Source organism: Rhodococcus sp. SJ-2 (assembly GCF_053750035.1).
Map to the genome: position 1 here is coordinate 2,803,467 of NZ_CM132340.1, position 26,521 is coordinate 2,829,987.

Sequence of the window (26,521 nt, forward strand, 5' to 3'; positions counted from 1 at the left end):
AATAATGAGAACACGTTACAGAAATTATGGGAACAGGTCAGCTGGGCGCACCGACGTTCATCTCGTCCGGGTGTGCGCCCACACGATTGCCGTTGTCGAGGGTGTCGATCTCACTGAGGTCGAGGTCGGACAGCTCGAAATCGAACACGTCGATATTCTGGGCGATGCGCTCGTCGTGCACCGACTTCGGGATCACGATCAGACCGTTCTGCAGATGCCACCGAATCAGCACCTGTGCCGCGCTCTTGCTGTGACGGTCGGCGATCCGGTCGATGACCGGGTCGGTGAGCAGGGTGTTGGGCTTCGAATTCGGGCCCCAGCCGGAGTTGCTGGTGCCGCCGAGCGGACTCCACGACTCGACCGCGATGCCGTGCTCTGCAGCGGTCGAGCGGATCGCCTGTTGCGGCAGGTTCGGGTGCAGTTCCACCTGATCGACGGCGGGCAACAGACCACCGCGGTCGACGAGCAACTGCAGGTGGTGCGGCTCGAAGTTGCACACCCCCACGGCTTTTGCCCGGCCGGATTCGACAATCTTCTCGAGTGCGTCCCACGTGCGCAGCAGGCGATCGTTGTCGCGTAGCGGCCAGTGGATCAGATACAGGTCGACGTAGTCGGTGCCGAGCTTCGCCAGGCTCGTCTCGAACGCCTTCAGAGCCGGCTCGTATCCCTGGTCGGAGTTCCAGAGTTTGGTGGTGACGAAGATGTCCTCGCGCGGCACTGACGTGCCCGCGAGCGCGCGACCCACTCCCTCCTCGTTGCCGTACGCGGCGGCGGTGTCGATGTGTCGGTAGCCGGCGTCGTCGATTGCGAATCGGACGGCGTGCTCGGTCTCGTCGTTCGTGGCCTGCCATACCCCCAGGCCGAGCTGCGGGATGGTGGTTCCGGAATTCAGCGTGATGTCGGGAGTCGTCATGGGATCGAGCCTAACTATTTCCCGCGCCCGCGCCGAGGGAACGGTACACCCGCTCGACCGAAGGGGACGGGTGTACCAGTTCACTAGCTGGCAGGGTGCGTCAGTGCGCTTCCCGGCTTCGCAGCTCGACGGAGGCGAGTGCGAGCACCTCCTCCTCGGTGGGAGGGCTCTTCGGGTGGTGGGTCAGGCACAGCGGCGCTGCGATCTTGCGGAAACTCGCGCCTTCGACCGCCGCGTAGAACTGCCCGGCGGGCAGTTTGCCGATGTCCGGGACCGTGCCGCCCTTGACGCGCGCCATCTCCTGCGCGGCCTGGATCTGGGCCGGGCTGTTGAGCAACCCGTAGAACTGGGTGGCTGCGTTGCCGGGGATCTTGTTGTTCAGACCCTTCGGGGCCTGCGTCGCGAACACCAGACCGAGCCCGTACTTGCGGGCCTGCGACGCGAGTGCGAGCGTGCTCTGCGTGCAGGCCGTGAATCCTCCAGCGGGCGCGAAGTTCTGGGCCTCGTCCATGACGAACAGTGCCCCGAGTGGGCGGTCGCCGGCCGGGTTTTTCTTGACCCACGCGAACAACGCCATCTGCAGCTGGTTGACGAACCCCTGGCGCTGGTCGTCCGACGGCAATCCCGACAGGTTCACCACCGACACGCGGGCGCGGTAACCGGGGGAAGGCGCGAGCAGGGTCCCTGGGTCGGCGGCGGTGCCGCGACCGCCGAAGAGTGGATCGTTGGCGATCGATGCCTTCAGGTTCTCGGCGAGATCCGCGGCGATCTTCGTCGCGTTGCGCAGTGTGCTGATGTCTTCCGGAAGGTCCTCGAGCAACGCGACGAACGTGTCGAGGGTGCCACCGGGGCTTTCACCGAAGTATTCGAGTGCCTGCTTGAGCACCGCGCGGGCCTTGTCGGCGTTCGCGGACTTTCCGGCGGCGTTCGCGCGCGGGGCCAGTGCGGCCACCGCCGATTCGACGGAGGCATCGAACTCGTCGGCATCGTCCCGGACACTGGCGAAATCGGGCAGCGGCTGGAAGGACAGCGGGCGCCCGTTCTGGCGACGCGGTGTCCACACGACGACCTCGGTGTTCTCGAGGTACTCGTCGGCCTTGGCGCGATCGCCCGGCGACCACGGACGGGAATCGGCAGGCCATTCGCTGCCCAGCCGCGCGAGGTCGTTGTTCGGGTCGAGTACGATCGACGAAACACCTTGCAGTGCACATTCTTCGACTATCCGTCGGATGAGCACGGTCTTTCCGGAACCGGATCCGGCGAAGATCGCGGTGTGCTTGCGCAGTGCTTCGAGATCGACGCGTACCTCCGTGTCCATGGCGATAGTGCGTCCGAGGGGAATGGACGCCGCGTTGTTCTGGGTCGGTTCGACGTTCGAGGGAGGCGAGACTCGCTCCTCGACGAGGGGTTCCGGCTCCGGAGTGACGGTGATCGGCTCCGCGGTGGTCGGACGAACGGTGATCACTTCCGGTTCGTCGCCGAGAGCCGTCGTGAGCAGTGCGGTCCCGTGTGCGGGACGACGGGCCTGCAGCCACGCGTCGAGGTGTTCAGGGTTCTGCTCCAGCAGTTCCCGGAGAGCGGCGAAGACGCGTGCGTCGTCGACGGAGAGGGTGCAGACGCGACCCCCGGCCTGCTCGAACTCGGCGACGATCGCCCGGGTCTTCTCCCCGTTCGGCCACGGCTGATTGCGCAGCACGATCAGATTCCGTCCCGGGATACCTGAAGACAACCCGACTGCGGTGCAGGACTTCTGGAGTCTGTTGACTGCCGCGGTGTGGTGTGTCGAGCCGATGGCGCGGAACGCCCAGTGCATGTGCTGTTCGGATTCTTCGTCGAGGGTGCGCAGCAGGCGGGCGTGCAGTGCGGGTTTCGTGCCGGACGGAGTCTCCCGCCCGTACACGTCGTCGTCCGCACCGCTCTCCCGGATCCACGCGTCCAGACCCGCGCTGAGCAGGGGCGGGATCACGAGATCCTCGACGGTGTGGTCGAACGCACTGTCGATCGATGCGGCCGCCTGCAGCTGCGCGAAGCGGGCGTCGAGCACTGCGAAGTCACCGGCGTGATCGACGGCGGTCGTGGGCTTCTCGCGCTTATCGGGCACCGGGGTCGTCAGGTCGGTCATCTCCGTGACCGCCCCGTTCTCGAGGCAGGTCCGGATGTGGCGGTCTACCAGCTGAAGCAACCGGCGCGGCGTGTATCGAGGTGCTTCGTCGAAGACGGAACCGGTGACCGGCCACGTCGGGTACGGCGCGGTGAAACCGACCGAGCAATAGGCGCGTTCGAGCCGGAGCCGGATCAGATCCTGCGCCACCTGGGGCGACGGCAGTAGCGACAGCGTCGGGCACACCCGGAACCGGTCGCGGACCGTGGCCGTCGCGAACCGGTCGATCACGACCCACGCCGTCGGCAGGCACGACAGCACCGGGACCGTGCGGCTGAAGGTCTCGCGCAGGCCCATCAGGCCGTGTGCGAAGTCCTCGTACGAGTTGTCTGTCGGGCGCGTGACCGACCCGGTGTCGTCGGCCCCGACATGCTGCGGGTTGAGCAGGGTATCGAACTGGTCGATCGCGAGCACAGTCGGACCGGTCAGCGCGAGGAGCCGGGAAAGGTCGCGCGCGATCTCCTGGTGGGTCGGCGTGGCCGACCCGACGCCCCAGTCGGCACGCTCGCCGGCGGTCGATTCGTCCTGCCCGAGGAGATACGACTCGCCGATGTCCCGCAGGTCCAGCGCTCCGGCATAGAGAACGAGGGCGCGGGCGGTGCGCCGGCACTGCTGGGAGAGCTGTGGATCGGCCGCGAACAGGCCGGTGATGAACGCATCGAGGGTCGCGCGGTCGAGTTCGGACTCCCCGATGATGGCCCGCCGCTGCACCCGCGACACCCGGGCGACGTTCGCGAGTTCCCACAGCAGGCGACGCAGCTGGGTCTCGTGGTCGGCCATGGGGCGCCCGAGATCCTCGAGCATCGCGAACAGCGTCGACTTCCAGAAGCTCACGGCGTCGAGCATCTTCACCAGGAAGAAGTATCCGCCGTCCTGCTGGATCTGCTCGCGGACGTACCCGAGCAGGTGCGTCTTACCGACGCCGGCCTGGCCTCGCACCACCACCCCGAGCGGGCTCGCCGACGTGGAGCTCTTCGCGTCGCGGAAGGCGTCCAGGATCATGTCCATCGCGGTGCCGTGCATCCCGGGGACGTGGAGTGGTTGCTGCGCCTCCCACACCTCGTCGGGGGTGGGCGCCCAGGTCAGGCGGACGGACGCGAGCGCCCGGAGTTGTTCGTCGGTGCTCATGCGACCTCGATCGACAGCAGGTGGTTGGGGGTGTCGCCGACGACGACGGCGGCGGCACGGTCGGCGTCGCTGAGCGCCTTCTGGTTCATTTCGGGGTTCAGGTGCACGTCCGGCAGGCGGAGCATATGCAGCAGTTCCCGATCCACTTCGTCGACGGACAGATCGGCGAGGACCGATCGCAGGCGGGCCAGACCCACCCACGCGCCCGGCTCGCGCGCGAGTTCCCAGTACGCGGCGCGGATGCGGTCCTCGACGGTCGGCGACGCGTCGTCCACCGCTGCAACCTCCTCCGTGACGGGGGCGAACACCTCGTACAGCTGCAGGTCGGCTCGGTCGAGGTGCCGGCCGAGGGCGCGCAGGAGGGTGTACACGGCGCGGACCGGCGCCGTGACACGTGGCGGGGTGTCGGCGATGAGAAGCGCTCGGCAGCGCGCCCACCCGGCGTCGGTCAGCTCGTGCGTGAACGGGCGGACCGAGGTATCGGTGGCGACGAGACCGAGCCGGTTGAGTTTCCGGCGGCTTTCCGCGCGCAGATCCGGGCCGAGCGTCTTCAGTGCGGTGTTGGAGACGGGCCGTGCTTCGGCGAGCAGGGTCAGCAGGACCAGCGTCTCGGTGGGGGTGAGGGATTCGGCGCTCACTGCGGTCTGCCTTCTCAAGTCGGGACGGGGGTGCGGGTGGCGAGACATCGGGCGATCAGGTCGGCGACAGCGGTGGCATCGCCGAGGACATGGTCGTTGGTGAACCGTAATACTGCGAAACCGGCCAGCTGAAGGTGCACGTCGCGTCGACGGTCGGCGGCGAACTTCTCGGGCCGCCGATGGTCGTCACCGTCGATCTCGACGACGCAGCGTGCTTCGGGAAACATCAGGTCCACCCGGATCGGAGCGTCGAGTGGGCCGGCCGACCACGTCCGGTTCCACTGTCGGTCTCCGGCCCAGTCGCACGTGCTCAAGACGGACTCGAGCAGTTGCTCGGCGTCGCTCGCGGGGTGTGGCCGACCGAGTGGGGCGGGCAGCCGCAGACGCCGTGTCACCGGAGTCGCCGCGGCGGGTGGCCGGGCCGGACCGACCCGGACGACAGGGAACCGGTCGACTGCCGGGATCGGATCGCCGATCAGCCAGATCCCGAACCGGTCGCGACCCGTGAGCCACTCGAGCGCCGCAGCGAGAACGTGCTGCTCCTCGACGGGCAGCGGGTCCGCGGTCACGGCCAGTACCACGTGTTCCCGTCCGTATGCCGAGGCGAGGACCCGTGCGAGCCCAGCGGCACGCACCTCGGCCGAGTACCGGGCAGGATCGAGGCGACCACCGAGCACGGAGGCTTCGGCGAGGTCGGCCAGGAACGACCCGTACTTCGGAGTGACCAGTCCGGATGTCAGTGCGCGCACGGCCGTGATGTCGAGGCCGCTGTGCCCGTCGAGCACCCGGGCGCCGGGCATCCATTGGAGAAACAGGGTGTGAGCTGCGGTTTCGCACTCGTCGAGGATCCTTCCGGCGACATCCGACCCGGTGGATGCGTTCGTGACGTGGTAGCCGGATACCACCGAAGCTGCGGGTGGCAGCGGATCGAGTGCGTCGGCGACGGTGGCGGCGTCGGCACCGTCGAGGTGCACGACCCGATCGACGGGCAAATCGACGAGCGCCGGGAATGAAGAAGATGCGGACGGGATCATCACTCCGTGGAGCCCACAACGCGCTGACGTCGATACATGCTGAGAAACCATACATACCGGACACGACATCGGCAGGGTGAGGTTGCTGCGGCTACGCGCACCCGAGGCGGGCCATCCACCCGTCGATGTCACGTCGGCTCGTCAGACGCACGATCGGCAATTCGGGACGCCGCTGGAGAACTTCGCGGATGCGCTCCGGGAAAAGCCCGTACGTCGACCACGACCAGCGGATGATGTGCGTGCGGTCGGTGAAGATGGTGTGTAGCGGCGGTTCCACGTTGCCGTTCCACAACACCTCACGCCGGACCCGGCGGCGCAGCGTCCGGCGGATCACCTGCCGCATCACGACGGGGCGAGGTAGATCGAGCCAGATCATCAGATCGGCCCGCTCCGCAAGCAATGGACGGACCACGGTGTACTGCCACTCGGTCACCCAATACGGCTGGGAGGTGAAGTCCTCCACGTCGGCGACGAACGACGGCCGCGGCGTCCAGTTCGGACCATGATGTAGCCCGTCGATCTCGATGTGCTCGATCCCGAGTGCGTCGCCGAGACGGGCGGAGAGTGTGGTCTTCCCGGAACCCGACGTCCCCGCCACAACGATGCGGCAGGGACGGTCGGGTGGCGGTGTCGCCGAGTCGAGAAGAGGCACCGCCGGAGGTTATCGCAGCTCAGACAGAGACTGCGACCAGATATTCGCGCGGCTGCCCGAACAACTGCGCGGTGCCGTGCGCGCGCTTGAAGAACAGCTGCGCGTCGTGCTCCCACGTGATCGCGATACCGCCGTGCAGCTGCACCGCCTCGGATGCGACCTGCTGGAATGCTTCCGAACAGTAGATCTTCGCCGCGTAGGCATCCTGCGGATCCTGCGACAGCACCGCCGCGTACGACATGGACCGCGCAGTTTCGACGAGCGCATACATATCGGCCATACGGTGCTTGAGTGCCTGGAACGAACCGATGACACGACCGAACTGTTTGCGGTTCTTCGTGTACTCGACCGTCAGATCCAGAGTCGCCTGGGCAGCGCCCACCTGTTCGGCCGACACCGCGATCACCGCAGCAGTTCGCAACCTCTCCACCAGGTCGTCGGTCGACGACAACCTGCGGGCTGCGACAGCGGAGAACGACACCTCGGCCAGCGGCCGAGTCGGGTCCATCGTCGGAACCCTGCGACGCGCAACGCCGTCGGTCTGCGGATCCACCTCGAACAGCGCTGTCGTGTCACCGTCGGCGGCGATCACGAGCAGTGTGGTGGCGATGTCGCCGCCGAGGACGTAGTGCGCTGTGCCGGTGAGTACATCGCCGTGGGCGGCGACACCCGGCCGGTGCCACCCCGCTTCCGATGCCCAGCACACCGCGACGACCTCGCCGGCGGCGATGCCGGGCAGCAGCCGGGATGCGGCGTCGGTGTCGCCCGAGAGCAGCACGGTCTGTGCGGCGAGAACCGCCGATCCGAGGAACGGGGAGGGGGTCAGAGTGCGGCCGAGTTCTTCGAGAACGACGTGGGTTTCGGCCCACGACGCACCGACGCCGTCGTACTCCTCGGGAATCGCAAGCGCCGCGACACCGACCTGCTCGACGAGCCGCGACCACAGATCCGCATCGTAGCCGTCGGAGGACGCAATCGCCTTGCGGACGGCAGCGGAATCCGAGTGCTTCGCGAGCAGGCTCCGTACCGACTCCCGCAGTGCCGCGCGATCCTCGGTTTCGAAGGTCACGACGCGACCTCGCCCTCGAGTGCCGCGACGACGCGTTCGCGATGGAAATCGGGTGTGCCCCATGCAGTGACAAGTGCGCGGGTCTTCGTGATCCACAGCGACAGGTCATATTCCTGCGTGTATCCGATGGCGCCGTGCACCTGCAGTGCCGTACGTGCCGCGAGGTAGGCGGCATCGCCACACGCGACCTTGGCCGCCGACACGTCGCGCGACGCGGTGGGCAGGCCATCGCGGACCGCGAGCGCCGCACCGTGCAGGAGCGGACGTGCCATCTCCAGTGCGACGGCAACGTCGGCGAGGTGATGCTTGATGGCCTGGAACGAACCGATGACCCGGCCGAACTGCTTGCGCTGCTGCACATACTCGACAGACATGTCGAGCAGGGTGCGGCCGAGGCCCTGCAGTTGCGCGGCGGTTGCAAGTGCACCGAGGTCGAACGCGGCGTCGAACGGGGTCGAGCCGAGCACGTCGGCGGACGAGACCTCGAACAGGTGACGCGCGAGGTCCACCGACGCGTGCTGTTCACCTGCGGTGGCCGTCGACACCGACTCGCCGTCGACGTGCAGGAGCAGCTCGGCCACATCGGCGTCCACCGCATACGGCGTGTCCGGAGCTGCCGCGACGGTCGCGAGCGACCCGGATGCCAGCGCCGCGAGACGACCCGGAGCGACCGCTGCGAGCAGCGCGGGTACGACAGCGACGGTTTCGACGACCGGGCCCGGAACCGCGTGGCGGCCCAGCTGTTCGACGGCCACGACGAGGTCGACCGCGTCGGCACCGAGACCATCGTGCTCCTCGGCGATGAGCAGGCCGTTCACTCCCGTCTCGGCGAGTCGCTGCCACACGGTCAGGCCGGGTGCGGTGTCACCGCTGTTCCATGCGCGGATGACAGCGGGCATATCGGACTTGGTGAGGAGCGCGTCGATGCTCGACGCGAAATCCTCGTGGGATTCATCGAGTGCGAATCTCATCGGTCGCCCTTCGGGAGGCCGAGCAGTCGCTCGGCGATGACGTTCTTCTGGATTTCGTTGGTGCCTGCGTAGATCGGGCCCGACAGTGAGAACAGGTAGCCGTCGGTCCAGTTGTCGACGACCTCGGCGTGCGCGCCCTGCAGGTCGAGGGCGGTTTCGTGGGTGGCGATGTCCCATTCCGACCAGAACACCTTGTTGATCGACGATTCGGCGCCCAGCTGGCCACCGTTCGTGAGCCTGGTGACCGTGCCCCACGTCGACAGTTCGTAGGCGCGTGCACCGATCCACGCGTCGGCGACCTTGTTCCGAAGCGCGGTGTCGCCGTGGAGCGGTGACTGCGAGTACTGCGCCAGCAGCCGGTCGGTGGTGGCGAGGAACCGTCCGGGCGCACGCAGCGACAGGCCACGCTCGTTGGAGGCGGTGCTCATCGCGACCCGCCAGCCCGCGTTGACCTCACCGATCACACCGGATTCACCGGGCTTCGACGGGTCGTCGGGGACGAAGACGTTCTCGAGGAAGATCTCCGCGAATCCGGGTTCGCCGTCGAGCTGATCGATCGGCCGGACGGTGACGCCCTCAGCGCGCAGATCGAACATGAAGTACGTGATGCCCTTGTGGCGCTGGGCTTCCGGATCGGAGCGGAACAGACCGAAGCCCATGTCGGCGAACGAGGCCCGCGAGCTCCACGTCTTCTGCCCGTTGAGCAGCCACCCGCCGTCGACCTTCGTCGCCGTCGAGCGCAGCGACGCGAGGTCGCTGCCTGACTCGGGCTCCGACCAGGCCTGTGCCCAGATGTCGTCGGCACGCGCCATTCGCGGCATGATGCGCTCGAGTTGTTCGGGCTTCGCGTGCTCGAACAGAGTGGGGGCGAGCAGGAAGATGCCGTTCTGGCTCACCCGGCCGGGTGCACCCGAGCGGTAGTACTCCTCCTCGAACACCACCCACTGCTCGAGCGTCGCGTCGCGGCCACCGAGCGATTCGGGCCACGAGACGACGGACAGGCGCGCGTCGGCGAGGAGTGCTTCCCACTGCCGGTGCTCCTCGAAGCCCTCGGCGGTGTCCATCGACTTCAGCGGGGTCTTCGGGACGTTCTCGGCGAGAAACGCCCGTACCTCGTCGCGGAAAGCGAGAGTGGCGGAGTCGAGTTCGAGATCCATCACTTGCTCTCCTCGGCCGGACGAGCGCTGGCAGCCATCGACTTGGCGTCCATGCCGCCGAGGGAGTCGGTGCCGACCTCCGCGTTGTACGAGTGTGCGAAGTGATGCAGGCCGAAGACCGAGTCCATGCCGTTACGCATACCCATCTGGTCCTCGCACTGGTTCACCGCACGCTTGGTCAGTGCCAGGCCGAATCGCGGCATCTCCGCGATACGTCCGGCCAGGGCGAGGGTCTCGGATTCGAGATCGTCGCGTGTCACGACCCGGCTGACCATGCCGACTTCGTATGCGCGCTGTGCGGTGAAGCGGTCGCCGGTGTACAGGATCTCCTTGGCGAACCGGGTGCCGAGGACCCACGGGTGTGCGAAGTACTCGACACCCGGAATGCCCATGCGCACGACGGGATCGGAGAAGAAGGCGTCGTCGGAGGCGACGATGAGGTCGCACACCCACGCGAGCATGAGCCCACCGGCGATACATGCCCCCTGGACCATCGCGATGGTCGGCTTGGGGATCTCCCGCCAGCGGCGGCACATCCCGAGGTAGACCTCCATCTCGCGGGCATAGCGCTGGTCGCCACCCGGCTTGTCGACGTGATCCCACCACATGACGGCTTTGTTGTCGTAGTGCACGTGGTGGTCGCGACCGGGGGTGCCGAGGTCGTGGCCGGCGGAGAAGTGCTTGCCGTTGCCCGCGAGCACGATCACCTTCACCTCGTCGTCCTCGACGGCCTTCTCGAAGGCGGCGTCGAGGGCGTACGTCATCACCGAGTTCTGCGCGTTCCGGTAGTCCGGACGGTTGAGGGTGACGATCGCGATACCGTCACGCACTTCGTAGGTGACGACGTCGGGCTCGAATGGGACTGTCATGACTTCTCCTCACGCAGAACGTTTTTCAGGACCTTGCCGGACGCATTCCGGGGAAGGTGGTCGACGAAGCGCACCGACCGGGGTCGTTTGAAGTTGGCCAGATTCTCTTTGGCGTAGGCGAGAACGTGATCCTCGGTCAGATCCGCTCCGTCCAGTGTGGCGACGAAGGCGCAACCGACCTCTCCGGCCCGTTCGTCGGGTACGCCGATGACGGCGACCTCGTGGACACCGGGGATCCGCAGCAGCGACGCCTCGATTTCGGCGGGGTACACATTGAATCCGTTGCTGATGTACATGTCCTTGAGGCGGTCGGTGATGTCGAGGTACCCGCGCTCGTCGAGGGTGCCGACGTCGCCGGTATGCAACCAGCCATCGGAGTCGATGGTCTTGGCGGTCGCCTCGGGATCGTCGAGGTAGCCGAGCATCACGTTCGGGCCGCGCAGCAGGATCTCGCCCTTGTCGCCGATCCGCACCTCGAAGTCGGCGGTCGCGCGTCCGGACGAAGTCGACACGGTGACGGGGTCGTCGTCGGTGCGGCACATCGTGGCGACCACGGCCTCGGTCTGGCCGTACGCGGTGATCACCGCGTCGAAGTTCAGTTCGGTCTGCATGCGCTCGACGAGCGAGACCGGCACCGGCGCGGCGCCGGTGACCGCGATGCGCAGGTTGCTCAGGTCGTAGTCGCCGCGGCACGGGTGGTCGAGGATGCTCTGGTAGATCGTCGGTGCGCCCGGGAGCACGCTGATGCGTTCGGCCGAGACCATCGCCATGACCTTCTCGACGTCGAAGACGGCAAGCGGGATGACCGTTGCCCCTGTGAGCAGCGCCGCCACGAACCCGGCTTTGTATCCGAAGGTGTGGAAGAAAGGATTGATGATGAGGTAGTTGTCGTCGACGGTCAGTTCGGCGCATTCGGTCCATGCCTGCGCGACGCCGATGCACTGGCGGTGTGCACTGAGCACGCCCTTGCTCTTTCCGGTGGTGCCGGAGGTGAACAGGATGTCGGAGACATCGTCGGGCTCGACGGCTGCGGCGCGAGCGTCGGCATCGGTACGCGAGGCGTCGGTGGCAGCGGCGAGGAAATCGTCCCAGTCGGTGACTCCGTCGACCGGATTGTCGTTCCCGCTGACCGGGACTCGCACGACTGTGGGGACGGTGAGATCGGGTGCGACCTCGCGGAGTTGTGCGTAGCGATCGGAGCCGAGGAAGTCGCCCACGATGACGAGCGCGGACGCGCCGACGCGTTCGATGATCTCGGCTGCTTCGCCCGCGGTGTAACGGGTGTTGATGGGGACGACGACGCCACCGGCCCAATGCGCACCGAGAGCAGCGATTTCCCAGTGATACGTGTTGGGCGACCAGATCGCGACGCGCGCACCGGGTTCGACGCCGCGAGCGACCAGGGCCGCAGCGAAGTCCCGCACGCGTGCGTGCAATTGTGCGAAGGTCAGTCGGGTCTCGCCGTCGACGATCGCGAGCCGGTCGGGCCAGGTCTCGGCAGTGCGGACGAGGGCGGCCGGCGTGGTTCTCGGATGTGTGTTCACTGAGCTCCCTACCTAGCAATTGCTTGGTAGGTTATCGTACAGACGTGCAAGAGAGCGAGAGCCTGGAAAATACCGAGTACGCGGCCACCGTGCGGACGTGGCTCGACGAGAACCTGACCGGCGAATTCGCCGCCCTCAGGGGCAAGGGCGGGCCCGGCAGCGAGCACGAGTTCTTCGAACAACGACTCGCGTGGGACCGCCACCTCGCCGAGGCCGGATGGACCTGCATCGGCTGGCCCACCGAATACGGCGGACGCGGTGCAACCATGGAGGAGCGGGTCACCTTCCACACCGAATACGCAAAGGCCGACGCGCCCGCCCGGGTGAACCACCTCGGCGAGGAACTGCTCGGCCCCACCCTCATCGCGTTCGGCACCCAGGAGCAGAAGAAGCGATTCCTCCCCGGCATCCGCAACGTCACCGAACTGTGGGCCCAGGGGTACTCCGAGCCGGGTGCCGGATCCGACCTCGCCAACGTCTCGACCACCGCGCGCCTCGAAGACGGCAAGTGGATCATCAACGGCCAGAAAGTATGGACATCCCTTGCGCACGTCGCCCAGTGGGCGTTCGTGATCGCGCGCACCGAACCGGGCTCGACCCGTCACCAGGGCCTGAGTTTCCTGCTCGTGCCGCTCGACCAGCCCGGGGTCACCGTTCGGCCGATCCAGCAGCTCACCGGCACCTCCGAGTTCAACGAGGTCTTCTTCGACGATGCGGTGACGGACGCCGACCTCGTCGTCGGCGAACCGGGTGACGGCTGGAAGGTCGCGATGGGCCTGCTGACCTTCGAACGCGGCGTCTCCACCCTCGGCCAGCAGATCGGCTTCGAACGGGAACTCGACGGTGTCGTCGGCCTCGCGCGGGCCAACGGCTCGATCGACGACCCCAATATCCGCGAGAAGATCGCCCGCGCCCGCGTCGGGCTGCGTGTGATGCGCGCCCACGCCCTCCGCACCCTGGGGGACGCCGATCCCGGACAGGCCTCGGTCGCCAAGCTGCTGTGGGCAAACTGGCACCGCGACCTCGGCGTCCTCGCCATGGAGGTCCAGGGCGCCGCATCGCTCATCGGCCCCGACCACGATCACGCGGGCACCCCGTCGAACATCACCGACCCGGAACATCTCGAGCTCGCCGAATGGCAGCGGTTGTTCCTGTTCACCCGCGCCGACACCATCTACGGCGGATCCAACGAGGTCCAGCGCAACGTCATCGCCGAGCGTGTGCTCGGCCTTCCCCGAGAGGCTCGCCCGTGACCACCTCCCCGCTGTCCACCCCGCCCGTCGAAACCCCCGGGCACGGTCTGCTCGCAGGCAAGAAGGTCGTCGTCACCGCGGCGGCCGGAACAGGAATCGGTTTCTCATCGGCGCGGCGCGCCCTGCTCGAGGGCGCCGACGTCCTGATCTCGGACTTCCACGAGCGTCGCCTCGGTGAGGCCGCCGACAAGCTCGCCGCGGAGTTCCCCGAACAGCACGTGCATTCCATCGTGTGCGACGTGTCGTCCACCGAGCAGGTCGACGCGCTCATCACCGGTGCCGCCGACAAGCTCGGCCGCATCGACACGCTGATCAACAATGCCGGGCTCGGCGGAGAGACCCCGGTCGTCGACATGACCGACGAACAGTGGGATCGCGTCCTCGACGTCACTCTCACGAGCACATTCCGGGCGACGCGCGCGGCATTGCGTTACTTCAAGTCGGCCGGCCACGGCGGTGTCCTGGTCAACAACGCGTCGGTGCTCGGCTGGCGTGCCCAGCACTCGCAGGCACACTATGCCGCGGCGAAGGCCGGCGTCATGGCCCTCACCCGTTGCTCGGCGATCGAGGCTGCCGAATACGGTGTCCGCATCAATGCCGTCGCCCCGTCCATCGCGCGCCACGCCTTCCTCGCGAAGGTGACCAGCGAGGAACTGCTCGACCGGCTGGCGTCCGACGAGGCGTACGGTCGTGCGGCGGAGGTGTGGGAGATTGCTGCGACGATCGCGATGCTGGCGAGCGACTACACCACCTACCTGACCGGCGAGATCGTCTCGATCTCCTCGCAGCGGGCCTAGTAGTTCGACAGGCCGGAAGTTCGAAAGGCTTTTGCTCCATGACCCCACCTCGCGACGACTCAGCGAAGACCGGCCGCCGCGCCGAACTGCTCCACATCGCGGCCGACCTCTTCGCGTCACGCGGTGTCCGCGCCACGACGGTCCGCGACATCGCCGATGCCGCGGGGATCCTCTCCGGCAGCCTCTACCACCACTTCGACTCGAAGGAGTCGATGGTCGACGAGATCCTGCGAGGTTTCCTCGACGACCTGTTCGACCGGTACCGCAAGATCGTGGCCGCAGGCCTCGACCCACGCGCGACGCTCGAAGCCCTCGTCACCACGTCCTACGAATCGATCGACCGATCGCACGCCGCGGTCGCGATCTATCAGGACGAGGCCAAGCACCTCGACGGCGACAGGTTCTCCTACATCGCCGAACTCAACACCGAGTTCCGCACACTGTGGTCGGGGGTGCTCGAACGAGGGATCTCGGAGGGAGTGTTCCGGCCCGACGTCGACGTCGACGTCGTCTTCCGTTTTCTCCGCGACACGGTGTGGGTCGCGGTGCGCTGGTATCGGCCTGGCGGAGCGCTCAGCGTCGAACAAGTTGCGCAGCAGTACCTTTCCATCGTTCTCGACGGACTGTCGAACCCGAACCCCGCATAAGGAGCAACAATGACCGAGGCTTACATCGTCGACGCGGTCCGTACCCCGATCGGCAAGAAGAAGGGCGGCCTGGCGGATGTGCACCCGGCCGACCTCGGCGCACACGTCATCAAGGCAGTCGTCGAGCGCACGGGCATCGACCCGGCAGACGTCGACGACGTGGTCTTCGGTTGTGTCGACGCGATCGGCGGCCAGGCGGGCAATATCGCTCGTACCGCGTGGCTCGCGGCCGGCTACCCGCAGCATGTGCCCGGTGTGACCGTCGACCGCCAGTGCGGATCGAGCCAACAGGCCATCCACTTCGGTGCGCAGGCCATCCTGAGCAACACCGCCGACCTCATCATCGCGGGTGGCGTGCAGAACATGACGCAGATCCCGATCTCGTCGGCCATGACCGCCGGCCAGCAATACGGCTTCGACACCCCGTTCGGGGGATCGAAGGGCTGGGTCGAGCGGTACGGCTCCGACGAGGTCTCCCAGTTCAAGGGCGCCGAGATGATCGCCGAGAAGTGGGACATCAGCCGCGAAGAGCTCGAACAGTGGGCGCTGCAGAGTCACGAGCGCGCCAAGGCCGCGATCGCCGCGGGCCGCTTCGACAACGAGATCGTGCCCCTCGGAGACGCCGCCGTCGACGAGGGACCCCGCGAGACCAGCCTCGAGAAGATGGCGGGCCTGCAGACTCTCGTCGAGGGTGGCCGCCTCACCGCGGCCGTCGCGTCGCAGATCTCCGACGGCGCGTCGGCGCTGCTGCTCGCGTCCGACGAGGCCGTGAAGAAGCACGGCCTGAAGCCGCGCGCACGCATCCACCATCTCAGCGCTCGCGGTGACGATCCGATCTTCATGCTCACCGCCCCCATCCCGGCGACGCAGCACGCACTCGAGAAGACCGGTCTGACCATCGACGATATCGACGTCATCGAGATCAACGAGGCGTTCGCTCCCGTCGTGCTCGCATGGATCAAGGAGATCGGCGCCGACCCGGCCAAGGTCAACGTCAACGGTGGCGCGATCGCGCTCGGTCACCCGCTCGGCGCTACCGGCACCAAGCTCATGGCGACCCTGCTCAACGAACTCGAGCGTGTCGGCGGCAAGTACGGCCTGCTCACCATCTGCGAGGGTGGCGGCACCGCTAATGTCACCATCATCGAGCGCATCTCGGAGTAGTCCCCGCACGGAATGCCCACGGTGACGGACACAGTGCCGTCACCGTGGGCATTCCGTTCCCTGGGTCAGCGCAGCGTCGGATCGGTGACGCGGTTGCTGCTGCCCGCTGTGCGGAACACGGTGTCGACGAAATCGGCGACAGGATCGGCGGGCAGGACGTCGACGAACCCGTCGTAGATGATGCCACCATCCGGGCACCACACCTTGACGTGCCGTTTTCCGGGGGCGACCTGGTGCGCGACCATCCGGCTCGACGGTTCCAGCGGCAAACTCTGAGTGTTACCGTCGGCGTCGGGGTCGACGCGGCAACTCTCCGGATGAACCGGCACGCCGTGGACGTTCACCAGGATCCGGGCTCTGCCGGGCACGACCTCGGCGGTCGCGGCGGCTCCCGCTGTACCCGGGGTGGTCAGGACGATCGCTGCGGTGGACAACACAGCCGCGGCGGCACTTGCGTATCGGAATCGCATCCGGCTCCCTCACATAGGTGACAACAGATCGGTCGACAACGGGTCGACCTTACGCAGCGAACGCACTCATCTGTACTCCTCGACAGGATGTCGCGCATGATGTTCGGGACTACTCTCGAAGGCATGTGCCGGAACATCACCGAGCTGCGCGGGCTCGAACCGGTAGCGACCGCCGAGGAGATCGAGGCGGCCGCCCGGCAGTATGTCCGTAAGGTCAGCGGAATCCACAAACTGTCCGATGCCACCCGGGAGCCGTTCGAGCAAGCCGTCGCTGAGGTCGCCGCGACGACCACGAGATTGCTCGATCTCCTTCCCGAGCGGCGGCAACCACCACCGACGGTGCCGCCGCTGCGGCGCCCCGAAGTGCAGGCGAGGATCGCCTCGCGGGGCTGAATCCATCAATTCGGTTCTTGGGCACCCATCCGCGGGTAGCGTGACGCAGGCCATAACTGTGCACGTTGTCGAGGAGCCGTCGGGCGCATTCGGTTGCCGCTCAGCGTCGGCTCCGGTGAGGAGCCGAGATGGCCGTCGACCCGACGCCGCCCAGCGACGCGAACGTCGAATACTTGCGCACGGACCCGGATCTTCCCCCGGTGGGCGTCGTCGATCGAACACCGATGTCCGCCACGGCGCGCATCGTCTTCGTAGTCCTCGCGCTCGTCGGTGGCTTCGCCTGGTCGATGATCGCGGTGGTGCGCGGCGAGAACATCAATGCGGTGTGGTTCGTGATCGCGGCAGTGTGCACATATCTTGTCGCATACCGGTTCTACGCCAAATTCATCGAACGCAAGATCGTGCAACCGCGCGACGATCGCGCGACCCCCGCCGAGGTCCTGGAGAACGGCAAGGACTACATGCCGACGGACCGGCGGGTCCTATTCGGACACCATTTCGCCGCGATCGCAGGGGCCGGCCCCCTCGTCGGCCCGGTCCTCGCCGCTCAGATGGGCTACCTGCCGGGAACGATCTGGATCATCGTCGGTGTCGTCCTGGCCGGTGGAGTCCAGGATTTCCTGGTGCTGTGGATTTCGTCACGGCGGCGCGGGCGCAGTCTCGGACAGATGGGACGCGACGAACTCGGCCCGATCGGCGGAATTGCTGCCCTGATCGCCGTTTTCGTGATCATGATCATTATTATCGCGGTGCTCGCACTCGTGGTCGTCAATGCACTCGCGGAGAGCCCGTGGGGGTTGTTCTCCATCGCGATGACCATTCCGATCGCGTTGTTCATGGGTGTGTATCTGCGTTATCTGCGCCCCGGCAAGGTCTCCGAAGTGTCTGCGATCGGTGTCGTGCTGCTGGTCCTGGCAATCGTTGCAGGAGGGTGGGTCGCCGAAACCGATTGGGGTGTCGAATGGTTCACCCTGTCGAAGGTGACGATCGCGTGGTTGATGATCGCTTACGGGTTCGCCGCGTCCGTCCTGCCGGTGTGGTTGCTGCTCGCCCCGCGCGACTACCTGTCGACCTTCATGAAGGTCGGTACCATCGCGCTGCTCGCCATCGGCATCCTTATTGCCCGCCCCGAGATCCAGATGCCCGACGTCACGTCGTTCGCGATCGACGGTGACGGGCCCGCGTTCGCCGGGTCGCTGTTCCCGTTCCTGTTCATCACCATCGCGTGTGGCGCGCTGTCGGGGTTCCACGCATTGATCTCCTCCGGCACCACTCCGAAGATGCTGGAGAAAGAGAAGCAGACCCGCCTCATCGGGTACGGCGGGATGCTCACCGAATCGTTCGTGGCGATCATGGCCTTGGTCACCGCGTGCATCATCGATCAGCACCTGTACTTCGCGCTCAACGCGCCGGAAGCGCTTACCGGTGGCACACCCGAAACGGCTGCGGCCTATGTGAACAGTCTCGGGCTGTCGTCGCCGGACGTCACGCCCGAGCAGATCGCCGGTGCGGCAGCCGCGGTCGGGGAGGAATCGATCATCTCCAGAACAGGTGGTGCGCCCACCCTGGCCTTCGGTATGTCGAACGTCCTGTCCGACCTGTTCGGCGGCGACAGTCTCAAATCGTTCTGGTACCACTTCGCGATCATGTTCGAGGCGTTGTTCATTCTCACGACCGTCGACGCAGGCACACGTGTCGCGCGGTTCATGCTGTCGGACTCCCTCGGCAACTTCGGCGGTGCCGCAAAGCGTTTCAAGGACCCGTCGTGGCGTCCCGGTGCATGGTTCTGCTCGTTCGTGGTCTGCGCACTGTGGGGCGCGATCCTGCTCATGGGCGTCACCGATCCGCTCGGCGGCATCAACACCCTGTTCCCGCTGTTCGGTATCGCCAACCAGCTGCTCGCCGCGATCGCACTGACGATCGTCCTCACCATCGTGGTCAAGAAGGGGCTGCTGAAGTGGGCGTGGATCCCCGGCGTCCCGTTGGTGTGGGATCTCATCGTGACGATGACGGCGTCGTGGCAGAAGATCTTCTCCAGCGACCGCGCGGTCGGATACTGGGCGCAGCACAATGCGTTCGTCGATGCGAAGAACGCAGGCGAGACCCGGTTCGGTTCGGCCGCCTCACCTGCCGCGATCGACGCCGTCATCCGCAACACGTTCATCCAGGGCACGCTGTCGATCGTGTTCGCGGTACTCGTTCTCATCGTGGCTATTGCCGGCGTGGTGGTGTGCATCCGGTCGGTGCGGCTCGGCGGCATGCCGACGACCGAGTCGCCGGATGTGCCGTCGAAGATCTTCGCGCCTGCCGGATTCGTACCCACACCGGCCGAGCGTGAACTGCAGAAGCAATGGGATGAACTCATCGCGTCGGGCAAGGTGCGTGCACCCGGCGCCGCCCACACACACGCCGATCACGCGCATCAGCACGAGAGCGGGACGCCGTGATCACCGCGGTGCGTCGGGTGTGGTGGTGGGTCGGTGCGCTGATGGGCGATCACGACTACGCGCGGTACGTCGAATCGCAGCGGCGGCTGAACTCCGGCGACCCGGTCATGACCGAGCGTGAGTATTGGCGTCAGAGGCACGCCGCAAGCGACGCAGACCCCGGGGCACGCTGCTGTTGATGCGGGCGTGGGCGCAACCGGCCGGGCTCTTCTACGATTCGGAGTGTGGATCGCGCCGCAGGCGCGTCGAATCGGACGAAGGGGAGAGTGCGGACAGTGGGTTCCGAAGGCCGTGTCGTCGACACGAATGTCCTCGACAATCCTGTACACACCTCGCTGACCGGTGATCACGCCCATCTCGCCCGCCGGGCGGGCCGTGCGGTCACGTACCGTGCCGACGCCGCCACCTTCTGCGCAGTGCCCCCCGATCCTGAGCAGCAGGACTGGTCCGATCTTGCTCGACTGCTGGGGTCCGGTGCTCTCGCGGACCTCTTCGATTGCCCGCACGCTCCGCCGAACGAGTGGAAGCCCGTCTTCTCCGTCGACGGACTCCAGATGCTCGCACCGGCCCCCGGTGATCACGCGGACGCACCGGACCTCGCCGAGGGAGCCGAACTGCACGAACTCGGTCCCGGCGACCGGCAGGCGATGCTCGATCTCGTGGACCGGACACGGCCGGGACCGTTCTATCCTCGAACCCCCGAACTCGGCACCTACCTCGGTATCCGCCACGGCAGTACTCTCGTCGCGATGGCGGGTGAACGGCTGCACCCACCCGGCTGGACCGAGATCAGTGCAGTGTGTACGGCACCGGATGCGCGCGGTCACGGCTACGCAGGGCACCTCGTCCAGGCATTGTCTGCACGAATCGCGGCACGCGGCGAGAGGGCCTTTCTTCATGTGCTGCACAGCAATACACGCGCGTTGGACCTCTACTCCCGGCTGGGTTTCCAGCCCCGGAAAGACGTGCGATTCCGCGGCTTCGAAGTCCCCTGAGATCTGCTGCCGCGGACGGTGATCAGCCCACGACGGGCAACGTGACGAAACTCGGTACGGCGGAATCGAGTTCGAGATGCTGCGGTGCGAGCCCACTGTTGTGGAGCATCGGGCCGAGCGGCAATGACCGGGGAATGCTGGATGCGTAGACGTCGATCCGGATGCGGTGTCCCGGCTGCAGGATCGCGTCGGTGGGCAGCATGCTGATATCGAGTTGCGTGGGCCGGCCGGGCACGACCGGTTGGTGTGTGTCGAGAGTCAGGTACGGATGGGCGCGCGTGTAGTCGCCCGACGAGGTGAACGTACTCTTCGAATCATCGATCGCGCGCAGTGACGCAACCAGGGATCCGCTGGACAGCACCGTGGAGCGGCCATCGGGTGCAACATCATTGATCGACACCGACCAGAAACCGTCGGGGGTGTCGAGCACCGTGTTCAGATGCAGGTTGATCGGCCCGGAGATGACGGTCGGCTCTGCCATCGGCCGCGAGGTGAACGTCAGGCCCTCTGCCTCGTTGAAGCGTGCGTCCTTCGTGCAGTTCGATCCGAGGAGGACGGCGATCCCCGCAGTGCCCTGCGCAGCTTCCCTCGAACATACCCCGCGCAGGCCGGGTGCGACGGTGAGCCGCGCCGGAGAATCCTGCGGGGTGGGCTGCAGGCTTCCATCGTGGACCGAGTGCGCCGCAGTGCCGCTCGGTGTCGTCGACAGGTACATCCGCTGGTATTCGACACCCGCACGCGGGAATTGGTCGGTGGTGGTCCAGCCACCGCCCTGCTGCAGCAGCGTAACCGGACCGTACTCGGTGATGCCGTTGTCGATGTCCTTGAGCCAGTGGTCGAACCAGGCACGCTGCAATGCGACCATCGTCGGCGGGTGTCCGGGAGTGCCGAAGCCCTCGCCGAGGACGGCGTGGTACCCGTCGCCCATCACGAGTTGTTTGTTGCCGGGCGACACCGGAATCGAGTTGTAGATGTCGGGCTCGCTGTTGGCGAAGATGTCGTGCCAATTGCCGAACACGAAGGTGGGTACGTCGATCGCGTCGAGATCTGCTTGTCGTTCCTGATAGAACGGGCCATCCTGCGCGACTTCGAGTGCCTCGGGTGAGACACCCTCGATGGTCGGTGCGGTGAGTGCTTCGACGAGTTCGGGGATCTTCGTGAACGGATCGGCCATACGATCGCGGAGCCATTGCGCATCGAATCTGCCCTGCAGCAGGGCTTCGACGTCGGGGGCCCACTTGAGGCCGTTGACGAGGCCGAGCCATGCCGGCATGAAGCCGACGCCGATCGCACCGCCGGTGCCGACGATGTCGCGGAGCAGATCGTTGCCGGGTTCGACGGCGAACACGGCGTCGAGTTCGGCCGGTCGGTGTCCGGCAGCCTGGATCTGATTGATCGCCGAATACGACACACCCGTGGTGCCGACGCGACCGTTGGACCACGGCTGCGACGCCGCCCAGTCGATGACCTCGACGGTGTCCTGTTGTTCGCGAGGTCCGAGCACGTCCCACTGTCCATGGGAAAATCCGGTGCCGCGGACGTCGACGATGACCTGCGTATAGCCGTTCTGCACGAGGTCGCGGTTGAGCCCGAAGGCGCGTCCCAGCTGCGCCGCGGGGGCGGCAAGCTCCGTGATGCCGTCGAAGGGAACGCCGAGATCGAGGATCGTCCCGAGATCTTCGACGAGCGGCTGAAGAGTCGGATCCTCCATCGCGACGGACGCGAGCGTCGACAGAAGTTTGGTGTACGGCGTGAGGTTGAGAACCACGGGCGTCTGCTCGTCGATCGGTGTCCCGTCGGCATTCGCAGGGCGGAACACATTGGCGCGGAGTACAGTTCCGTCGCTGAGGGTGATCGGCACATCCCACTCGACTGCGGTGCCGGGGTACGCATCGGGCGCATCCACGGCCTCCTGCCATCCGATTGCATCGGCGCCGCCCGCAGGATCAGCCGCAGCCGTGGGTGCGAGAGCAATCGTCATAGCGGCGGTCGCCGCCATGACGACAGCACTGATGAGACGTCTTTTCACCTTTGGTTCCCCCTGTACCGGCAGTAACAGCTTGCTGGCACGTTAGCCGTCGGTAATCCCCAGGTCAACGATGTGCACACACAGGTGTGCTGTATTTTCGGATCATGGCGGCGGGAAAGAACTGGTTCGATCGCGGCGGTCGGGCCTACGCACAGTTTCGTCCAGAGTACCCGGCGGAGCTCGCGGAGTTCGTCGCTTCTCTTGCTCCGGCGACCGATCTGGCGGTCGATGTCGGATGTGGAAACGGCCAATTGACGGTGCAGCTCGCAACCCGTTTCGATGTCGTGATCGGAGTCGATCCCAGTGCAGATCAGATCGCGAACGCCAGGCTCCATGATCGGGTCCGCTACCTTCAGGCACCCGCCGAGACGCTTCCCGTGCCGGATCGGAGCGCTGCCCTGATCACCGCCGCGCAGGCGGCGCACTGGTTCGACCGCCCGGCGTTCTACAGCGAGGTCCGGCGGATCGCCGTCGACGATGCTGTGCTCGCGCTGGTCAGCTACGGGGTCATAGAACTCGACGCAGACCTCGACGAGCGGTTTCAGCACTTCTATCGGACCGAGATCGGCCCGTATTGGCCCGAGGAACGCACGCACGTCGACAACGGTTATGCCGACATCGACTTTCCTTTCGACGAGCGTCCTGCTCCACCGATGCAGATCCACAAGGAGTGGGACCTGAACGGCATGCTGGGCTATCTCTCGACATGGTCGGCGACCCGAAAGGCCGCGGAGGCGGGCAAATCCGAGGTTCTCGAGTCCTTCGCAGCGGATCTGGCAGACCTGTGGGGTGACCCCGCGACAACGCGGGAGTTCACGTCGCCCGTCAACATGCGCGTGGGAACGATCTGAAGCACCCGTGAGCATGCAGTTTTCGTCGCTATTATTCGTAGATTGCGTATCCGTAGATTGCGACGAGAACTGCACGCCGGACACCGACCGAAGCTATGGAGTGAGCCACAATTCGTCCGGTAGTGCCGATCCGAGTGCATACATCTGCACTCCGTGCAGATCCTGGCTACTGATCACCGACGGTGCCGACCGGATGTACCAGATTCCGGGTTCGAGCTCGGCGAGTCGTTCCTGCACCGTTCGGTATGCGGCCACACGTTCCTCGCCCGTGGTGCCCGTACGTCCGGCGTCGAGCGCGGCGTCCAGCGCGGGGTCCGAAATTCCGGTGTGATTCCCCGACGAGGTGGAATGGAAAGCGTTCCACAAGGTGGTGTCGGGTTCGGGGCTGTCGGCGGCCCAGATGATCATGTCGAAATCACGGGCTGCAGTGCGCGGCATGTATCCCGCGATGTCGAGCACCTCGACCTCGACCTCGACGTTGTCGTAGGCGGCGAGCTGCGCCTGCAGACTCTCGGCCACGGATCTGATCTCCACGAGGGAAGTTGCGGTGAAAGTGAATTCGACAGGTTTCCCCTCCGAGGCCAATTCGTCGAAGAGTTGTTGTGCTCGCTGCGGATCCTCCCGGCGGAGGGGAATGTCCGCGTGGAACGGTGAGGACTCCGGGAACAGCGTGTCGGGAACCTGGCCGTGCCCCTCGAACACCGCGCTGTTGATGTCGTCGAGATTCACCGCCGCGCTCACCGCCTCCCGGGCTCGGGGGTCGTCGAACGGGGCACGTCGAGTGTTCATGACCAGGTACTGCCCGCCGCCGACGGGTACGGCGTCGGTGGCCAACCCTGCCTGCTCGGCCTTCGCCAGCGCTGCCCAGCTGGATTCGGACGCCAGATCGGCGCCACCGCTGACCATCATGTTGACACGCTGGTTCGCGTCACTGACGGCGCGGAGTTCGATGGCGTCGAGGTACGGACGGGGCGCATCCCAGTAGCCGGGGTTGCGTTCGAGTTTCATGCGGTCCTGGCGTGTCCACTCCGTCAGTGTGAATGGGCCCGCGCCGACGGGATCTGCGTTGAAGGCGTCGGTTCCCTCGGCCAGCGCGGACGGGGAGGCTATCCAGTTGAGCCCGCTCGATGTGATCGAGTTCCCGAACTTCGGGTTGGGTGCAACGAGAGTGATCTTCAATGTTGCATTGTCGATGACCTCGGTCCCTGCGATCTGTGACGCCAGTGTCAGCGAACCGGATCCGAGCGACGGATCGAGAATGCGATCCCAGTTGAACTTCACTGCTTCGGCGTCGAGCGGTGTTCCGTCGGTGAAGGCGAGATCCGGCCGCAGGGTGAGGAGGAAGGTGGCGCCGCCGTCGGACGTGACGAAATCTTCGGCCATCCGATGTTCGAGTTCGAGCGTGTGCGGGTCGTCGATCATCAGCGTCCCGTAGAGCGCATTGCCCAGCAGGCCTTGGCCGACCCAGTTGTTGGCGAGGGTCGCCGGGTCGAGCGACACTGGTTCGCGCACCTGGATGATACGGGCGACGCCGCCAGGAACCGGTTCACCGTCGGACCCCGCAGACGCGCTGGAGCCGCCGTCTGCTCCGCACGCCGTCAGGAGCAGCGCTGCCGCGCAGATGGAGACGAGCGCGGTGACCGGGTTTCTATGCCGAACAACCCATTCGAGCATGAATGTACCTATCCTTCAGGTAGCGGTGATGTGGTGCGTCGTTATCCCGTGACCCACATTTCCGCAGGAAGCGGGGAGCCGAGTGAGTACATGCGGATGCCGTGGATATTGTCGGTGGTCATGACGGCCGGCGCCGCGCGTGTGTACCAGACGCCGGGAGCAACCTCGTGGAGTCGTTTCTGCACGATCTCGTAGGCTGCGTCGCGTTCCTCGGGTGTGGTGCCCACGCGGCCCGCATCGAGAGCAGCGTCGAGTTCGGGATCGGAGATACCGGTGACGTTGCCCATCGACCGTGAATGGAAGGCATTCCACAAGGTGGAGTCCGGCTCTTGGACATTCGCCGACGAGATCATCATGTCGTAGTCGCGGGCGATGTTGCGCGGAATGAATGCGGCGAAATCGACGATCTCGACGTCCATGTTCACATTGTCGTACGCGGCAAGTTGCGCCTGACTGACTTCCGCGGTCGCCTTGGTCTCCGGCAACGTTGTTGCAAGGAAAGAGAACTCGACGGGCTTTCCTTCCGCGGCGAGCTCGTCGAACAGGCGCTGGGCCTCCTCGGAGTTGTACTCGGCCAACGCTATGTCCTTGTAGAACGGTGAAGACTCGGGGAACAGGGTCTCCGGGATGTCGCCGGTGCCTTCGAAAGCGGCCGCGTTGATGTCGTCGAGATTCAATGCCATCGAGACGGCGCGACGCGCGCGGGGGTCGTCGAACGGGGCGCGGCGGGTGTTCATCGCGAAGTACTGCCCGCCGCCGACGGGTGCGAGTTCGGTGCCCAGCCCGGCATCCTCAGCTCTGGCCAATGCTGTCCAGCTGGTTTCCGAGGCGAGATCGGCCCCGCCTGATGCGAGCATGTTGACCCGTTGGGTGCCGTCGGCGACGCTCAGGAGGGTGATGTTGTCGAGATAGGGCCGAGGTGCGTCCCAGTAGCCGGGGTTGCGTGTGAGCTCCATGCGATCCTGGCGACGCCAGTCCGTGAGGCTGAACGGCCCCGCTCCGACCGGAGAGTTGTTGAAGGCGTCCTTGCCCATCTCCAGGGCAGTGGGGGAGGCGATCCAGTTCAGCGTGCTGTTGGTGATCGAGTAGGCGAACATCGGGTTCGGATTGGCCATGACGACCTTCAGGGTGGTGTCGTCGACTACCTCCGTCGCGGAGATCTGGGAGGCCTGGGGGAGAGAGCTCGACCCCGTGTCGGGGTCGGCGATACGCGACCAATTGAGGTGTACTGCTTGAGCATCGAGGGGTGTTCCGTCGGTGAAAGTCAGGCCGGGTCGCAGCTCGAGCGTGAACGTATTGCCGCCGTCGGTGGTCGAGAAGCCGGTCGCCATCCGGTATTCGATCTCGAGGGTTTCGGGATTGTCGATCATCAGCGTTCCGTAGAGCGCGTTTCCGAGGAGGCTCTGGCCGACCCAGTTGTTGCTCAATGCAGCCGGGTCGAGCGATACCGGTTCGCGAACCTGGATCATGGTGGCCGAACCACCGGAGACGGGATCACCGACCGGTTCGTCCGAGTCGCCGCCGGAGTTGGGCGCGCCGCATGCCCCCACGAGAAGTAACACCGAACATGCCGCAACGACGGTGGTCAGAGTGCGCCGGATCATCGATCTCCCTCATTGTGGGGTGTGTCACAAGTCCTGAGGAGAGAAGTTAGCAAGATCGAGC

Annotated in this window: 23 protein-coding genes; 9 read left to right on the forward strand and 14 right to left on the reverse strand. The window is 66.0% G+C overall.

The window, feature by feature from the left end; translation table 11 throughout:
* Positions 1 to 37: 37 nt before the first annotated feature.
* The 10 genes from ACSYG9_RS13135 to ACSYG9_RS13180 form a co-directional block, all read right to left on the reverse strand.
* The gene (locus ACSYG9_RS13135) at positions 38 to 913 is read right to left on the reverse strand and encodes an aldo/keto reductase (RefSeq protein WP_454842771.1); all 876 of its coding nucleotides are present in this window, start codon (positions 911 to 913) and stop codon (positions 38 to 40) included.
* A 100-nt stretch (positions 914 to 1,013) separates the two neighbouring features.
* Positions 1,014 to 4,202, reverse strand: a complete 3,189-nt coding sequence (locus ACSYG9_RS13140) for a helicase HerA domain-containing protein (protein ID WP_440122952.1) — start codon at positions 4,200 to 4,202, stop codon at positions 1,014 to 1,016.
* Positions 4,199 to 4,840, reverse strand: coding sequence for a hypothetical protein (locus ACSYG9_RS13145; protein ID WP_440122953.1), 642 nt, complete (start codon positions 4,838 to 4,840; stop codon positions 4,199 to 4,201). Before ACSYG9_RS13145 ends, ACSYG9_RS13140 begins: the two co-directional genes overlap by 4 nt.
* A 14-nt stretch (positions 4,841 to 4,854) precedes the next feature.
* The gene (locus tag ACSYG9_RS13150; RefSeq protein ID WP_454842774.1) at positions 4,855 to 5,874 is read right to left on the reverse strand and encodes an endonuclease domain-containing protein; all 1,020 of its coding nucleotides are present in this window, start codon (positions 5,872 to 5,874) and stop codon (positions 4,855 to 4,857) included.
* A gap of 91 nt (positions 5,875 to 5,965) precedes the next feature.
* Complete coding sequence (locus ACSYG9_RS13155; protein WP_440122955.1) at positions 5,966 to 6,526, reverse strand: AAA family ATPase; 561 nt, start codon at positions 6,524 to 6,526, stop codon at positions 5,966 to 5,968.
* A 19-nt stretch (positions 6,527 to 6,545) separates the two neighbouring features.
* Positions 6,546 to 7,595: an acyl-CoA dehydrogenase family protein gene (locus tag ACSYG9_RS13160; RefSeq protein ID WP_454842776.1), complete on the reverse strand. Its 1,050-nt coding sequence runs from the start codon at positions 7,593 to 7,595 to the stop codon at positions 6,546 to 6,548.
* Positions 7,592 to 8,566, reverse strand: a complete 975-nt coding sequence (locus tag ACSYG9_RS13165) for an acyl-CoA dehydrogenase family protein (RefSeq protein ID WP_440122957.1) — start codon at positions 8,564 to 8,566, stop codon at positions 7,592 to 7,594. The genes ACSYG9_RS13160 and ACSYG9_RS13165 overlap by 4 nt, the downstream gene beginning before the upstream one ends.
* The gene (locus ACSYG9_RS13170) at positions 8,563 to 9,723 is read right to left on the reverse strand and encodes an acyl-CoA dehydrogenase family protein (protein ID WP_440122958.1); all 1,161 of its coding nucleotides are present in this window, start codon (positions 9,721 to 9,723) and stop codon (positions 8,563 to 8,565) included. Before ACSYG9_RS13170 ends, ACSYG9_RS13165 begins: the two co-directional genes overlap by 4 nt.
* On the reverse strand, positions 9,723 to 10,592 hold the full coding sequence (locus ACSYG9_RS13175) for an enoyl-CoA hydratase (protein ID WP_440122959.1): 870 nt from the start codon (positions 10,590 to 10,592) through the stop codon (positions 9,723 to 9,725). The genes ACSYG9_RS13170 and ACSYG9_RS13175 overlap by 1 nt, the downstream gene beginning before the upstream one ends.
* Positions 10,589 to 12,136, reverse strand: a complete 1,548-nt coding sequence (locus ACSYG9_RS13180) for a FadD3 family acyl-CoA ligase (RefSeq protein WP_440122960.1) — start codon at positions 12,134 to 12,136, stop codon at positions 10,589 to 10,591. Before ACSYG9_RS13180 ends, ACSYG9_RS13175 begins: the two co-directional genes overlap by 4 nt.
* Before the next feature lie 44 nt (positions 12,137 to 12,180).
* Between ACSYG9_RS13180 and ACSYG9_RS13185 the strand changes: the two genes are divergently transcribed.
* The 4 genes from ACSYG9_RS13185 to ACSYG9_RS13200 are packed head-to-tail and all read left to right on the forward strand — an operon-like array spanning position 12,181 to position 15,997.
* Positions 12,181 to 13,389 carry an acyl-CoA dehydrogenase family protein gene (locus ACSYG9_RS13185; protein WP_440122961.1) on the forward strand — a complete coding sequence of 403 codons (1,209 nt, stop codon included), beginning with the start codon at positions 12,181 to 12,183 and terminating at the stop codon, positions 13,387 to 13,389.
* Positions 13,386 to 14,186, forward strand: a complete 801-nt coding sequence (locus ACSYG9_RS13190) for an SDR family oxidoreductase (RefSeq protein ID WP_440122962.1) — start codon at positions 13,386 to 13,388, stop codon at positions 14,184 to 14,186. Before ACSYG9_RS13185 ends, ACSYG9_RS13190 begins: the two co-directional genes overlap by 4 nt.
* Positions 14,187 to 14,224: 38 nt before the next feature.
* Entirely contained in the window at positions 14,225 to 14,833 is a 609-nt protein-coding gene (locus ACSYG9_RS13195) for a TetR family transcriptional regulator (protein ID WP_440122963.1), read from the forward strand.
* A gap of 9 nt (positions 14,834 to 14,842) precedes the next feature.
* A complete protein-coding gene (locus ACSYG9_RS13200; protein WP_440122964.1) occupies positions 14,843 to 15,997 on the forward strand; it encodes an acetyl-CoA C-acetyltransferase in 1,155 nt (384 codons plus the stop codon).
* A gap of 65 nt (positions 15,998 to 16,062) precedes the next feature.
* Here the strand turns inward: ACSYG9_RS13200 and ACSYG9_RS13205 are convergent, their stop codons facing one another.
* Positions 16,063 to 16,467, reverse strand: a complete 405-nt coding sequence (locus tag ACSYG9_RS13205; RefSeq protein ID WP_454842779.1) for a hypothetical protein — start codon at positions 16,465 to 16,467, stop codon at positions 16,063 to 16,065.
* A 123-nt stretch (positions 16,468 to 16,590) separates the two neighbouring features.
* On the opposite strand from ACSYG9_RS13205, the gene ACSYG9_RS13210 reads away from it, so the two are divergent.
* The 4 genes from ACSYG9_RS13210 (at position 16,591) to ACSYG9_RS13225 (ending at position 20,302) form a co-directional block, all read left to right on the forward strand.
* Positions 16,591 to 16,860: a DUF2277 domain-containing protein gene (locus ACSYG9_RS13210; RefSeq protein ID WP_440127647.1), complete on the forward strand. Its 270-nt coding sequence runs from the start codon at positions 16,591 to 16,593 to the stop codon at positions 16,858 to 16,860.
* A gap of 128 nt (positions 16,861 to 16,988) precedes the next feature.
* Positions 16,989 to 19,307, forward strand: a complete 2,319-nt coding sequence (locus ACSYG9_RS13215) for a carbon starvation CstA family protein (protein ID WP_454842780.1) — start codon at positions 16,989 to 16,991, stop codon at positions 19,305 to 19,307.
* 41 nt (positions 19,308 to 19,348) lie between these two features.
* Complete coding sequence (locus ACSYG9_RS13220) at positions 19,349 to 19,486, forward strand: YbdD/YjiX family protein (protein ID WP_454842952.1); 138 nt, start codon at positions 19,349 to 19,351, stop codon at positions 19,484 to 19,486.
* A 96-nt stretch (positions 19,487 to 19,582) separates the two neighbouring features.
* Entirely contained in the window at positions 19,583 to 20,302 is a 720-nt protein-coding gene (locus ACSYG9_RS13225; protein WP_454842782.1) for a GNAT family N-acetyltransferase, read from the forward strand.
* Positions 20,303 to 20,324: 22 nt separating this feature from the next.
* On the opposite strand, the gene ACSYG9_RS13230 is transcribed toward ACSYG9_RS13225, so the two are convergent.
* Positions 20,325 to 22,301: a CocE/NonD family hydrolase gene (locus tag ACSYG9_RS13230; RefSeq protein WP_454842953.1), complete on the reverse strand. Its 1,977-nt coding sequence runs from the start codon at positions 22,299 to 22,301 to the stop codon at positions 20,325 to 20,327.
* A gap of 134 nt (positions 22,302 to 22,435) precedes the next feature.
* Between ACSYG9_RS13230 and ACSYG9_RS13235 the strand changes: the two genes are divergently transcribed.
* Complete coding sequence (locus tag ACSYG9_RS13235; RefSeq protein WP_440122969.1) at positions 22,436 to 23,182, forward strand: methyltransferase domain-containing protein; 747 nt, start codon at positions 22,436 to 22,438, stop codon at positions 23,180 to 23,182.
* A 93-nt stretch (positions 23,183 to 23,275) separates the two neighbouring features.
* Here ACSYG9_RS13235 and ACSYG9_RS13240 read toward each other — a convergent pair whose 3' ends face one another.
* Together ACSYG9_RS13240 and ACSYG9_RS13245 are read right to left on the reverse strand one after the other, a co-directional pair.
* The gene (locus ACSYG9_RS13240; protein WP_454842783.1) at positions 23,276 to 24,856 is read right to left on the reverse strand and encodes an ABC transporter substrate-binding protein; all 1,581 of its coding nucleotides are present in this window, start codon (positions 24,854 to 24,856) and stop codon (positions 23,276 to 23,278) included.
* Positions 24,857 to 24,897: 41 nt separating this feature from the next.
* A complete protein-coding gene (locus ACSYG9_RS13245; protein ID WP_440122971.1) occupies positions 24,898 to 26,460 on the reverse strand; it encodes an ABC transporter substrate-binding protein in 1,563 nt (520 codons plus the stop codon).
* Between the last annotated feature and the right edge of the window lie 61 nt (positions 26,461 to 26,521).

Coding starts and splice junctions, on each gene's coding strand:
- ACSYG9_RS13135 (WP_454842771.1), bottom strand. CDS start 913: ATGACGACTCCCGACATCACGCTGAATTCCGGAACCACCATCCCGCAG.
- ACSYG9_RS13140 (WP_440122952.1), bottom strand. CDS start 4,202: ATGAGCACCGACGAACAACTCCGGGCGCTCGCGTCCGTCCGCCTGACC.
- ACSYG9_RS13150 (WP_454842774.1), bottom strand. CDS start 5,874: ATGATCCCGTCCGCATCTTCTTCATTCCCGGCGCTCGTCGATTTGCCC.
- ACSYG9_RS13165 (WP_440122957.1), bottom strand. CDS start 8,566: ATGAGATTCGCACTCGATGAATCCCACGAGGATTTCGCGTCGAGCATC.
- ACSYG9_RS13170 (WP_440122958.1), bottom strand. CDS start 9,723: ATGGATCTCGAACTCGACTCCGCCACTCTCGCTTTCCGCGACGAGGTA.
- ACSYG9_RS13175 (WP_440122959.1), bottom strand. CDS start 10,592: ATGACAGTCCCATTCGAGCCCGACGTCGTCACCTACGAAGTGCGTGAC.
- ACSYG9_RS13195 (WP_440122963.1), top strand. CDS start 14,225: ATGACCCCACCTCGCGACGACTCAGCGAAGACCGGCCGCCGCGCCGAA.
- ACSYG9_RS13200 (WP_440122964.1), top strand. CDS start 14,843: ATGACCGAGGCTTACATCGTCGACGCGGTCCGTACCCCGATCGGCAAG.
- ACSYG9_RS13205 (WP_454842779.1), bottom strand. CDS start 16,467: ATGCGATTCCGATACGCAAGTGCCGCCGCGGCTGTGTTGTCCACCGCA.
- ACSYG9_RS13210 (WP_440127647.1), top strand. CDS start 16,591: ATGTGCCGGAACATCACCGAGCTGCGCGGGCTCGAACCGGTAGCGACC.
- ACSYG9_RS13215 (WP_454842780.1), top strand. CDS start 16,989: ATGGCCGTCGACCCGACGCCGCCCAGCGACGCGAACGTCGAATACTTG.
- ACSYG9_RS13220 (WP_454842952.1), top strand. CDS start 19,349: ATGGGCGATCACGACTACGCGCGGTACGTCGAATCGCAGCGGCGGCTG.
- ACSYG9_RS13230 (WP_454842953.1), bottom strand. CDS start 22,301: ATGGCGGCGACCGCCGCTATGACGATTGCTCTCGCACCCACGGCTGCG.
- ACSYG9_RS13235 (WP_440122969.1), top strand. CDS start 22,436: ATGGCGGCGGGAAAGAACTGGTTCGATCGCGGCGGTCGGGCCTACGCA.
- ACSYG9_RS13240 (WP_454842783.1), bottom strand. CDS start 24,856: ATGCTCGAATGGGTTGTTCGGCATAGAAACCCGGTCACCGCGCTCGTC.
- ACSYG9_RS13245 (WP_440122971.1), bottom strand. CDS start 26,460: ATGATCCGGCGCACTCTGACCACCGTCGTTGCGGCATGTTCGGTGTTA.